Genomic DNA, 12,638 nt, shown 5'->3' on the forward strand with positions numbered 1-12,638 from the left:
TAATGTCAGAATTAAGCAGCTTTATGAATAGAATAAAAGAAGTATATGATATAGTTAAAAACAAAGCAAAAGATATTGATGAAATAGAAATTTATATGTCAGTGAGCGGAGAAGAGGAGTTTACTGTAAGAGAAAAAGATTTAGATAGATATACTTATGCTGAATCAGGAGGAATAGGCTTAAGATTAATTAAAAATGGAAAAGCGGGCATAAGTTTTACTGAAAAAATAAGTTCTGATATTAATATGGATAGTCTTATTGATAATGCAGAAACTTCATTATATTATGCTGATTCTGAGCCTGAATATAATATGCTTATAGATAAAGATGATGAAGAAAAAAGCTATGATATGATTAATAAAGATATAATTAATTTATCAAATGATAAACTTAAAGAAATATCATTATCTATAGAAGATAAATTATATTCATTTGACAAAAGAATAGTTAATGTTCCTTCTGCAGGATTAGCAAGATATAATTTTACTAAATGCATAATAAACAGCAATGGTATATGCAAAGAAGAGAAAAAAAACAGCATATCATACTATGGAGAAGTAATAGCAAAAGACAGTAATGCAGTAAAAACTTTTTTTGATGTTTATTCTTCAAGAGATGCTTTTTTTGATATTGATGCTTTTACAAGGAATATAGCTGACAATGTTATAAATAAATTATCGGCTAAGCCTATAGAAAGCGGTAAGTATAAAACAGTATTTACAAGTAAGGCTATGAGAACTATACTAGGTGCTTATTTGGGATTATTCTCTTCTGAGGCAGTTCAAAAGAAATTATCTCTTCTTCAAGGCAAATTAAATCAAAAAATAGCAGGCAGTATTATCAATATTAAAGATATTCCTATGTATGATAAAGGCTTAGCCAATACTAATTTTGACGGAGAGGGTTCTAAAACTAAAGATTTGAATATAATAAGCAGCGGTATTTTAAATAGCTATCTATATAATAATTATACTGCTAAAAAAGACGGCGTAAAAACAACATCGCATGCTTCAAGAGGATTCAAAACTTCAATAGGTATATCATGTCATAATTTGATTTTAGAAGATGGAAATAATACTCAAGAGGAGCTGATTTCCCAAATTAAAAATGGAGTATTAGTAAATTCTTTAACAGGCACTCATTCAGGAGTTAATGCAATAAGCGGAGATTTTTCTTTACAGGCTGAAGGCATAAAAATAGAAAACGGCAAATTGTCCTATACAGTAAGTCCTTTTATAGTTTCAGGAAATATATTAGACTTTTTAAATAATATAGAAATGCTTGCAGATGATACCGATTATCATCATTCATCTATATATACGCCTAGTGCTTTGATTAGGGAATTATCATTTGCTTCATAAACTTTATATTATTTTTTTCAGTATTGAAGTTTTTTTTATTTTTATTATACTTTATAAAATGAATAGTACTAATCAGTTTTTTTATAAATTTTTGCAGAATTTCGATAAAGTTTCTGACATTGAAAAGAAGAAAGTATTTAAAAGACTGTCAAATCTTTTTTATTCTCAAAATATCATTATAGAAAATCTTGAAGAGGGTATAATAGCTATAGATGATAAAGGCTTAATACAGGGAATAAATAAAAAGGCATGTTTTTTGTTTTCTATACCAAGAAACTCAGAAGGAAAATCTATAAGTAAATATATGATTGGAAATGATATAGTAAAATCTGTATTAGAACTTATAAAAGATAAAATATCAGATACTAAATTATTAAAAGATGATGAAAATGATAGAATAATTCAGATAAATATACTGCCTATAGGAGATAAGGGAAGAATCATAGGCACCCTTATAAAGGCATTTGATATAACAAAAACTTATGAAAGTGCTCAAAAACTTAAAAGAGCAGAGCAGCTAGCATCTCTTACAACTCTTGCAGCGGGAGTAGCACATGAAATAAAAAATCCTTTAGGATCTATTTCAATATATATACAGCTTATAGAAAAGATAATAAAAAAAAATATGGATAATAATTGTCAATGCTATATAGATTTTAAAGAGTATTCTGATATTATAAAAGAGGAAATAAGCAGGCTTGAAGATACTATCAATTCTTTTTTATTTTCTGTACGCAAATTAGAGCTTAATATTGAAGATATTAATATAAATGATATTATTTTATCAACAGTTTCATTTTTAAAATATGAGATAGAAAAAAATAATGTAAGCATAGATATAAAATTTGATAAGGATAATTTAATTTTAAAATTAGATGAAAGATATATAAAGCAGTCTTTAATTAATATAATACAAAATGCAATAGATGCTATGAGTGATAATGATAATCAGAATAAGAAAAAATATATTTATATAAAATTGAAAACTATTGATAATTATGCTGTTATAAGTATAAAAGATACAGGAATTGGAATGAAAGAAGAAACATTAAATAAAATATTTGAGCCTTATTTTACTACTAAAAGACATGGTACAGGATTAGGGCTTACAAATGTAGTTCGTATAGTAGAAGCACATAACGGCAGTATATCTATAGAAAGCAAATATGGTGTGGGAAGCGAGTTTATAATAAAACTTCCTTTGCATCAGGAGAATCAAAAATTTTTACAGACGGATTTATTAGATTATGCCTAAAATATTAGTAATAGATGATGAAAAAAATATAAGAGACGGCATCAAGAAATCATTAGAATTTGAGGGCTATGAAGTTGTAACTGCAGATAATGGCGAAAAGGGAATAGAAACCGTTTATAAAGGCGGGATAGATTTAGTTATAACTGATTTAAAAATGCCTGAAAAGACAGGTGAAGAATTTTTAAAAGATATTTTAGAATTTGACAAACATATACCTGTAATAGTACTTACAGGTCATGGTAATGTAGAAACGGCAGTTGATATGATGAGGCTTGGAGCTTATGATTTTATGACAAAGCCTTTTAATCTTGATAAAATGCTTCTTATAATAGCAAGAGCATTGGAAAGTAAGAATATAAAAAAAACTAATGAAACTTTAGAAAAACGGCTTGATTATAATGAAAGTTTTTATGGAATGATAGGGCATAGTCCTAAAATGCTGAAAGTTTATGAGGCAGTAAAACAGGTGGCTAGAACTAAAGCTACTGTACTTATAGAAGGAGAGAGCGGAACAGGTAAGGAATTAGTTGCTAATGCCATTCATCAAATATCTGACAGAGCAAAACAGCCTTATATAACTGTAAACTGTGCTGCACTTTCTGAAGGTGTTTTGGAAAGCGAATTATTCGGACATGAAAAAGGTTCTTTCACAGGTGCTATTGATAAAAAGATAGGAAGGTTTGAAGCCGCCAATAAGGGTACTATATTTTTAGATGAGATAGGGGAAATTAATCAAACTGTTCAGGTTAAGCTTTTGAGGGTGCTTGAAGAGAGAGTTATAGAGAGAGTGGGTTCAAATAGTTCTATTGATGTTGATATAAGAGTAATTGCTGCTACAAATAAGATATTGTCTGAAGAAATAAAAGAGGGTAAGTTTAGAGAAGATTTATATTATAGGCTTAATGTTATAAAAATAGAAATGCCGCCGCTTAGAGAGAGAAGAGAAGATATACCGCTTTTAATAGATAATTTTATAAAAGAGTTTTCAAATGTTCATTCTATAAATATAAAATCTGTTGATAAAAAAGTGTATAAAATATTATCATCATTGCAATGGGAAGGAAATGTAAGGGAATTAAGAAATACTATTGAAACTATGGTTGTTATGTGCAAAGATGGTAAAATAGATGAGGGAAATATACCTGATTGGGCATTAAAAAATAATGATGAAAATTTTGTAGTGGAAAATGATGTTACATTAGAAGAGCTTGAAAGAATGTATATCAATTATCTGCTTAGTCATAATAATTTTAATAAAGCACAAGTTGCAAAGATACTTGGAATTGAAAGAGCTACTCTATATAGAAAATTAAAAGAGGATATAAAATAAAAAATAAGAATATAGGAGCTTAAAAAAGCTCCTTTAAAATTGCAGGCTTTTATTTAGAAATAGTCATTATAACATCATTTATAGAAACATCTCTATGTTCAGTTTTATTTAATGATTTCAATTCGGAAAAATTAGGTATTATAATAGGCGAAGTAATATCATATTCTTTTTCTATTTCTTCTTTATCAAATTCTATCAGCAAAGCTCCAGCCTTTATTTTATCGCCTTCTTTTACATAACATTTAAAATGCTTTCCGCCCAATTTAACAGTATCCATTCCGATATGTATTAATATTTCAACTCCTTTAGATAATAATCCTATAGCATGATTCGTATTAACAGTTGTAATAACTTCTCCGTCTACAGGAGAATAAACTTTTCCTTCTTCAGGTATTACAGCCATTCCCTCGCCAAGTGCTTTACTGGAAAAAGCCTCGTCTTTAACATCTGTAACATCTACTAATTTGCCTTTAATAGGGCTTTTTATTTCAATTTTTTTAGAGAATAATCCCATACGAATTCCTCCTCAAATTTATTTATGTTTATATTCTATCATAAATGTTTTTAAAGTAAATAATTCTATAAAAAATATATTGTATTTTAGTATATAAATTATGATGATATTAAAAAATAGCATAATGCTTGATAAAGCATAAAATAAGTATTATACTATTAATTATGAAGAAAAAATTAATTTTTATGGAGGATATATGTTTAATTATCTGCAAAAAATAGGTAAGTCATTAATGGTTCCTGTAGCTGTACTGCCTGCTGCTGCTATTTTATTGGGTATTGGTTATTGGATTGATCCAAACGGCTGGGGTGCTCAAAGCCCCATTTCTGCTTTCTTTATTAAAGCGGGCGGATCTATTATAGATAATATGCCTATACTTTTTGCTATCGGCGTTGCTTTCGGTATGTCTAATGATAGAAATGGTGCTGCAGCTTTAGCAGGGCTTGTCGCTTTTCTAGTTGTTACAACTCTTTTATCTCCTGCCTCAGTTGCTATGATTCAAAGCAAAGATATTGCTGATGTAGCTCCGGGTTTTGCTAAGATTAATAATCAGTTTGTAGGCATACTTTGCGGCGTTATTGCGGGAATATTATATAATAAATTTTGTAATGTAGAGCTTCCTAAATTTTTAGCATTTTTCAGCGGAAGAAGATTTGTACCTATAGTAACTTCTGTAGTTATGCTGGCTGTGTCTTTTATTTTGATGTTAATATGGCCAGTCGTTTACGGAGGATTAGTAGCATTTGGCGAAGCTATTATAGGTTTAGGTCCTATAGGAGCTGGAATATACGGATTTTTTAATAGGCTTTTAATTCCTGTAGGACTGCATCATGCTCTTAATTCAGTATTCTGGTTTGATGTTGCAGGTATTAATGATATACCTAATTTCTTGGGAGGGCAGGCTTCTATAGATGCAGGAAACGCTGTTATAGGACAAACAGGTATGTATCAGGCTGGCTTTTTTCCTATTATGATGTTCGGATTAGTAGGTGCTTGTTTTGCATTCATTAAAAATGCTAAGCCTCAAAACAGAGCTAATATAAGATCTATAATGCTTGCGGCTGCTTTTGCTAGTTTTTTTACAGGCGTAACAGAGCCTATAGAATTCTCATTTATGTTTGTTGCACCAGCTTTATATTTAGTACATGCTGGTTTAACTTGCATATCATTAATCATTGCTGCCAGCTTCAAATGGATGGCTGGTTTCGGATTTTCTGCAGGATTTATAGATTTGATTTTATCTACTAGAAATCCGTTAGCTTGCAATTGGTATATGCTTATAGTACAGGGTTTAGTATTCTTTATATTATATTATATTATATTTGATTTTGCTATTAGAAAATTTAATTTAAAAACTCCCGGAAGAGAAGATGATGATTCTGATGAGAGTATAATTTTAACTGTTTCTAATAAATCTTATGCAGATAAAGCTATTCTTTTGCTTCCTTTATTAGGCGGTGCTGAAAATATAGTTAATGTTGATAATTGTGCTACCAGATTAAGACTTGAAGTTAAAGACAATTCTATAATAAAAGATGCTGAAATTAAGAAATCTTTTCCAGGCGTACTTACTCCCGGAAAAACTTCTGTACAGGTAATAGTAGGCACAGATGTTCAATTTTTAGCAGATGAGTTTAAAAAATTAGTTAATAAATAATAGAATTGATTTATTAATATTAAATTAGACTTGCAGTACTTATTACTGCAGGTCTTTTTTATTACTAGAAATAAAATTAATATTATGTTAGTATTATATGATTATTATAAGTATTTGAGGTTTTTTATGATGAAAGATAATATAAAGTTTATGCTTCCTCTAAACTTATTTGGAGATAAAGAAAATATATTAAAAGTAAATAATTGTGCTACCAGATTAAGACTTGAAGTTAAAGATATTAATAAAGTTAATACTGAAGAGATAAAAAAGTATTATCCTGCTGTACAAAAGATAAATGATAATGAGATTCATATAGTTACAGGTATCAATGCCAATTTGATTGCAAAATCTTTAAAAAGTTTATTGGAAAATGAAGGCATAGGCTTAAAAACGGCTTTGCTTCTTCCATTAGTTGGTAATATAGATAATATATCTAATATAAATAATTGTGCTACCAGATTAAGACTTGAAGTTAAAGATATCAATAAAGTTAATACTGAAGAGATAAAAAAATATTATCCTGCTGTACAAAAGATAAATGATAATGAGATTCATATAATTATAGGCACTGATGCTAATTTACTTGCTCAGTCTTTAAAAAAATTATTGGAAAATGAAGGTATAAGTTTAAAAACGATTTCTCTTCTTCCTATGATTGGCGGTATAGAAAATATAACTAATATAAATAATTGTGCTACTAGGCTAAGACTTGAAATAAAAGATATTAATAAAGTTAATACTGAAGAGATAAAAAAATATTATCCTGCTGTACAAAAGATAAATGATAATGAGATTCATATAATTACAGGTACTAATGCCAATTTGCTTGCTGATGAGCTTAAAAAATTTGTAATTTAATTTTAATAAAAAAATAAAGAGGGTATAGCCATATTAAGTTTTTGCTATTTATAATAATAACTTTTATATTATTTCATTATAATCTTATCCAATATTTCAAATATTTCTTTTTTACTCTCGCATTTCATAAGTTCTATTTTATTTTCCATTTTGTATCCTGTAAGATATTTCATAATAAATTTACGCATAAAATGTATTCCGCTTATTTCTCCGTATAGTATGCAGCATCCGTTTATATGCTCTTCTATAATATTTTTTAAATTATCATTTTCTGAAATATCATTATTGTATATATCATTATCATCAAATATTGTATTAAGCTCTCTGAATATATAAGGATTGCCTATAGCAGCCCTTCCAATCATTATTCCATCAACTTTAGAAATATTAAATGCCTTTATAGCCTCTTCTTTATTTTTTATATCTCCGTTTCCTATTAAAATATAATCTTTTCCTAGTGCCTCTTTTGTTTTCGCTATAGCCTCCCAATCAGCATTTCCTTTGTATAAATCGCTTGCATATCTTCCATGCAATGTAAGAAAGCATGCCCCGTTTTCTTTTAATGCTAAGGCTCTTTCTATTTCTCCTCCTTCTCCTCTTTTAAGTCCTAATCTTATTTTTACGCTTACAGGCAGCGGGGATACACTTTTGACTGAATTTAATATGGAAATCATTTTATCAGTATCTTCTAAAAGCCCAGCCCCTCCATTGTTTTTTATGACTTTTTTGGTAGGACAGCCCATATTAATATCTATAAAAGAAAAACCGCTTAAATCAGTTATTTCTATAGCTCTTTTATAATCATCTTCATTTGCTCCGAACAGCTGAAGCGATATAGGATATTCATCTTTTTTATGCTCCATATATCTATAAGTTTTTTTCACTTGTCTTGCTAATGCAGCTGCACTCACAAGCTCGGTTGTAAGAAGCCCTGCACCGAATCTTCTTGAAAGCCTTCTAAAAACATAATCTGTATAGCCTGCCATAGGAGCTAAAAAGAATCTTGAGGGTATATTTACATTTTCTATTATTATATTTCTATTCATATTTTTCTTAAATTGATTGATTTAAATTTTATATACTATAAACAATTAATTAAAAAACTTCAAGGGTATAAAAAGAATAAATATATGTTGACTATAAAATACAATATTATATAATAGTATAGTGCATTCTAACTGTTAAAATAGAGGTAATTTGTGGATATATATGATATAGTTGATGATCCTGAAAAACAATTGGAAGTATTTTCAGGAATTATCAAAAGAATGAATTCTAGTAATGATCATGATGAAACTTTAATTACTATTATATCTGAAATAAAAACTATAATGTATACAGACTCTATACTTTTATATTTAGTAGATCAGGAACTGCATAATCTTCATTATGAAATATCTATAGGACCTCTTGGGAGTAAATTTTTCGGACATATTATAGATAAAGAAAAGCCCTTATCTGTAAGAGCATATATGACATCATCTTCTTTATATTCTAATGAGCCTCAGGAAGATTCAGCATTTATACCAATGAAAGAAATTCTAGGAGATGAATTAAAAAATATATTATTCGTGCCTTTGAAAGTGAGAAAGAGGAATATAGGTTCTTTATTTTTAATTAATAAAAAGAATGGTAAATTTATAGAAAAAGATACTATTGTAATGTCATTATTTGCAAATATAGTGTCATTAGCATTGGTTAATAAAATGGTGTATGACAGAGCACAGTCAAGGGCTTATGAAGTCGGTGCATTATATCAGATGTCAATATCAATTAATAAATGCGATACTATTGAAGAGATACTTAATGATAATATAAGTATAGTTTGCGAGGCATTCGAGGTTCATAGAGTATCTGTAATATTAAAAGAAAATGGAGTTTTCAAATTCAAAGCAGGCATTGGTATTGATGAGGATGTTATTAAATACGGAGTTGTAACCGTTGATGATAATGTGCTTTCTGAGGTACTTCGCACTAAAAAGCCTATTTATTCATTTGATGTGGATAAAGATAAAAGATTCAGACCTAATAAAAATCTTAGATATACTAGAAATAGTTTTATGGTTGCACCTATAGTTGGAAAAGATGAGATTATAGGTTTTCTATCAGCTACTGAACGCAACATTGATAAGGCTTTTAATTTAAGTAATTTATCGCTTTTGGAAATGCTGGCTCAGCAGATTGGCGAAAATTATATGCATATACTTTTATCTGAAGAATCAAAAATAAAAGAGTCTTTGGCTGAAGAGATTAATTTTACAGAGCAGCTTCAAAAAAGCGTTTTACCTAAGGAGTTTCCAAGTAACGGATTATTTGATATTGCTGCTGTAAGCATTCCTAGTAAAAATGTCGGAGGCGATTTTTATGATTATATTAAAATCAGCGATAGTAAATATGCACTCGTTATAGCTGATGTGTCAGGCAAAGGCTTGGGGGCAGGATTCTTTATGACTATGACTCGTTCTATACTTAGAGTTTATTTTTCTGAGATGGAAGACCCTGCTAAAATATTAGAGGCAGTTAATAAGCATATATATAAAGATTCTAATAATGGTATGTTTGTTACCTGTTTCATTCTAGTTATTGATACAGAAAATAAAACTGTTACATATTCTAATGCAGGACATTTAACTCAGTATTTGATAAAAAAATATGAGATTAGCACTTTAGATTCTATATATGAAATGCATACTCATGGAAAGCCTTTAGGATTTATTGAAGATGCTTCATATCAAAATAAAATGCTTACCTATTCTAGTTCTGATACTATTATATTATTTACCGACGGAATAACAGAAACATTCAATCAGTCTGAAGAAGAATATGGAGAAGAAAGACTTAAAGCTATACTTAAAAATGATTATGATAATGCAAAAGAGTTAGTAGATGATATAGTTAATGAAACAGTTTTATTTAGAGGAAAAACTCCTCAATTTGATGATGTTACTCTTTTAGTAGCAAGGTTATTATAATGAGCAGCTAATAACTTTAGTTATTAGCTATTCTAAAGCGAGTTTATCCGATAACAATAATAAAGATAAACGAGCAGCTAATAACTTTAGTTATTAGCTATTCTAAAGCGAGTTTATCGATAACAATAATAAATATAAAATTATGAGTATACAATTTATAAACCTAACAATAAATAATATTGATAAAGAACATTTATGCTGTGCAATTTCCGATAAAAAGCATAAAGACGGAGTATTTGCAAAAAAAGAGTGGTTAAAAGAAAGAATTGCAGAGGGACATGTTTTTCGTAAACTTGATGAAAAAGGAAAGATATTTATTGAATATGCACCTTTGGAAAAAGCATGGGTTCCTATTATCGGAGATAATTATTTATATATTTATTGTCTTTGGGTGGCTGGATCTTTTAAGGGGAAAGGATATGCAAAGCAGCTCATTGAATATTGTATAAATGATGCAAAAGATAAAGGAAAGTATGGAGTATGTGTTCTAAGTTCAAAAAAGAAAAAACCGTTTCTCTCTGAAAAGAAATTTTTTATGAAATACGGATTTGAAGTTGCAGATACTGCAGGAAATGACTATGAACTTCTAGCTTTATCATTTAACGGAAAAAAGCCTTATTTTTCAGAAAGTGCTAAGAAGATGAAAATAAAAAATAAAGAGTTTACTATATATTATACGCTTCAATGTCCTTATATATCTAACTGCATAAAAGAGGTAAAAGAATATTGTAATAAAAATAATATACCATTAAATTTAATTGCTGTTGATAGTTTGGAAAAATCTAAAAATATTCCATGCATATTTAATAATTATGCTGTTTTTTATAACGGAGAGTTTGAAACTAATCATCTTCTTAATGAATCATTTTTGAAGAAAAAATTTAATCTGTAAAAAAGAATTAGAATCAATTTTAGTATATAAAGAGAACATTTATTTAAATTATAGATTGACCCGCTTACAATCAAAGCTTTTATGATAAAATGAAACAGTGTCTTTAAATATTTTATATAGTAAAAATATTTAAATAAATACATTTATATGTTATACTTGTTTTAATAATATATTTAAGGAAAAACTATGAATAAAATATTTTTATTTATTATAATAATGTCTTTAATGATAATTCAATGCAGTAAAAAAATAGATACTCAAACTACTGCTGATGATGTTAATACAAATGAAGATATACAATCAAATGAAACTATACCTGCAGCAAAAATATTATCAAAAGAAGATGCAGCATTTTTAGAAAAGATAAAGAATAAAATAGTGATAGACGGAGATTTTGAATATACTTTCAAAGAGAATGGAGATTTAGAATTGCTTGATGCTCTTTACAGCTTTGAATCTTCAAAAGACGGAACTAATGCTTATTATTATGAAACTTATAATATACAAGATAGGTATAAAAAAGGACCAAGCAGTATAGCTACAAATTATAGAGGCTATTCAGTAATAAATGGATTTCTTTATGAAGATAATTATCAAGGATATGAAGGCGACCCAAATGAAACTATAATGACTAAATGGGAGAGGGAAAATTATTATTCTAATTACTATTACGGAGAAGTAAAAGAAAGTCCTAATTTTGATAATTTTCCTTATGAGAATAAAGCTGATGTAACTTTTAATGAGTATAATAGAATATCAAGAGGTATATTAATATCAAAATCAGATTATAAACCTGAAGAAGCAGGTGACATTGATGAATATAATTTTGACGGTATATATTCAAATAATAATTCTTTTATTGAGTTAAAGAAAGATGATGACGGAACATTTTATTTCTATGCTGTTAATATAACTGCAAATGAAAAAGGACAAACTATAACTAATATTCAAAGCACAGATATAAGCAAAATGATATTAGAAGAAAATCAGTATGCTGAGCCTTATTGTGAAATATTCGGAGATTCTATGCAGTATGGAGAAGTTTCAGGTGCTGATTTTACATATATGATAGATATAACTCCTATAAGCTCTGATGCTTTAGTTTTAGTTGAAAATAATGGAAGCTATGGATTTTCCGGCATATATAAAAGAGTGCCTGAAATTGTGGAGGCTAATGATAAAAGCACTAAAGAAAAAGTATATTATAATGCATGCAAATGGTACGGTGAAAATATCAGTGAATTAAATGATATTTTTAATAAAACTGTAGATTTCGATTTTGAGGGCGGCGGATATTATGAGATTAATATGGAGAATGTATATCTATATATATCTAAATTTAAAAACTCAGGGTATTTTTCTGACAGCTATATTAAATATTTAGAAAATAATTTTGAAGAAGTAAAAAAGTATTTGCAAGAGAATAAGCAAAATGACGGAGCCCCTGAGGGTATGGAGTTTGATTGGTTTTTTCGCAGTCAGGAATATGATTATATGCTTGATTTTATAACTAATGAGATGAAGCTTAAAGATATAATAACTTATTCAAATGATAACGGAAAAGAGTTTGCATGTATAAGTAACAGAGATATGGGCAGATTTTTAAGTTTACAAGTAAAAAAGTATAATAATGAATGGCTAATTGAAGGATATTGAAGATAGAAAGATAGAAAGATAGAAAAATATGAAAGATTATAAATAAAAAATCAATTTTTTTAATTTATAAAATATTAAATCTTAACTCAATTTATATAAAAATAATATTGTTATTTTTATATTGACAAAGATTTAATTATATA

Annotated in this window: 10 protein-coding genes; 8 read left to right on the plus strand and 2 right to left on the minus strand. The window is 28.1% G+C overall.

Annotated features, from left to right (window positions below; all coding sequences use genetic code 11):
* Positions 1-2 precede the first annotated feature (2 nt).
* The 3 genes from QZ288_RS03795 to QZ288_RS03805 are packed head-to-tail and all read left to right on the plus strand — an operon-like array spanning position 3 to position 3,946.
* Positions 3-1,361: a TldD/PmbA family protein gene (locus QZ288_RS03795; RefSeq protein WP_295155123.1), complete on the plus strand. Its 1,359-nt coding sequence runs from the start codon at positions 3-5 to the stop codon at positions 1,359-1,361.
* Between the two features lie 58 nt (positions 1,362-1,419).
* Complete coding sequence (locus tag QZ288_RS03800; protein WP_295155126.1) at positions 1,420-2,616, plus strand: ATP-binding protein; 1,197 nt, start codon at positions 1,420-1,422, stop codon at positions 2,614-2,616.
* Positions 2,609-3,946: a sigma-54 dependent transcriptional regulator gene (locus QZ288_RS03805; protein WP_295155129.1), complete on the plus strand. Its 1,338-nt coding sequence runs from the start codon at positions 2,609-2,611 to the stop codon at positions 3,944-3,946. Before QZ288_RS03800 ends, QZ288_RS03805 begins: the two co-directional genes overlap by 8 nt.
* A gap of 49 nt (positions 3,947-3,995) precedes the next feature.
* Here QZ288_RS03805 and QZ288_RS03810 read toward each other — a convergent pair whose 3' ends face one another.
* Positions 3,996-4,460: a PTS glucose transporter subunit IIA gene (locus tag QZ288_RS03810; RefSeq protein WP_295155132.1), complete on the minus strand. Its 465-nt coding sequence runs from the start codon at positions 4,458-4,460 to the stop codon at positions 3,996-3,998.
* Between the two features lie 196 nt (positions 4,461-4,656).
* On the opposite strand from QZ288_RS03810, the gene nagE reads away from it, so the two are divergent.
* Positions 4,657-6,117, plus strand: coding sequence for an N-acetylglucosamine-specific PTS transporter subunit IIBC (gene nagE, locus QZ288_RS03815; protein WP_295155135.1), 1,461 nt, complete (start codon positions 4,657-4,659; stop codon positions 6,115-6,117).
* A 126-nt stretch (positions 6,118-6,243) separates the two neighbouring features.
* The gene (locus QZ288_RS03820) at positions 6,244-6,975 is read left to right on the plus strand and encodes a PTS transporter subunit EIIB (RefSeq protein ID WP_295155137.1); all 732 of its coding nucleotides are present in this window, start codon (positions 6,244-6,246) and stop codon (positions 6,973-6,975) included.
* A 68-nt stretch (positions 6,976-7,043) separates the two neighbouring features.
* Here the strand turns inward: QZ288_RS03820 and QZ288_RS03825 are convergent, their stop codons facing one another.
* On the minus strand, positions 7,044-8,021 hold the full coding sequence (locus QZ288_RS03825; protein ID WP_295155140.1) for a tRNA-dihydrouridine synthase family protein: 978 nt from the start codon (positions 8,019-8,021) through the stop codon (positions 7,044-7,046).
* Between the two features lie 153 nt (positions 8,022-8,174).
* Here QZ288_RS03825 and QZ288_RS03830 point away from each other — a divergent pair, with 153 nt between their 5' ends.
* The 3 genes from QZ288_RS03830 to QZ288_RS03840 all read left to right on the plus strand — a co-directional run bounded on the left by QZ288_RS03830 (position 8,175) and on the right by QZ288_RS03840 (position 12,495).
* The gene (locus tag QZ288_RS03830; RefSeq protein WP_295155143.1) at positions 8,175-9,947 is read left to right on the plus strand and encodes a SpoIIE family protein phosphatase; all 1,773 of its coding nucleotides are present in this window, start codon (positions 8,175-8,177) and stop codon (positions 9,945-9,947) included.
* A 142-nt stretch (positions 9,948-10,089) separates the two neighbouring features.
* The gene (locus QZ288_RS03835; RefSeq protein WP_295155146.1) at positions 10,090-10,839 is read left to right on the plus strand and encodes a GNAT family N-acetyltransferase; all 750 of its coding nucleotides are present in this window, start codon (positions 10,090-10,092) and stop codon (positions 10,837-10,839) included.
* A gap of 186 nt (positions 10,840-11,025) precedes the next feature.
* A complete protein-coding gene (locus QZ288_RS03840; RefSeq protein WP_295155149.1) occupies positions 11,026-12,495 on the plus strand; it encodes a hypothetical protein in 1,470 nt (489 codons plus the stop codon).
* The last annotated feature ends 143 nt before the right edge of the window (positions 12,496-12,638 follow it).

Origin of the sequence: uncultured Brachyspira sp., assembly GCF_910578695.1 — a bacterium.
Lineage (GTDB): Bacteria > Spirochaetota > Brachyspiria > Brachyspirales > Brachyspiraceae > Brachyspira.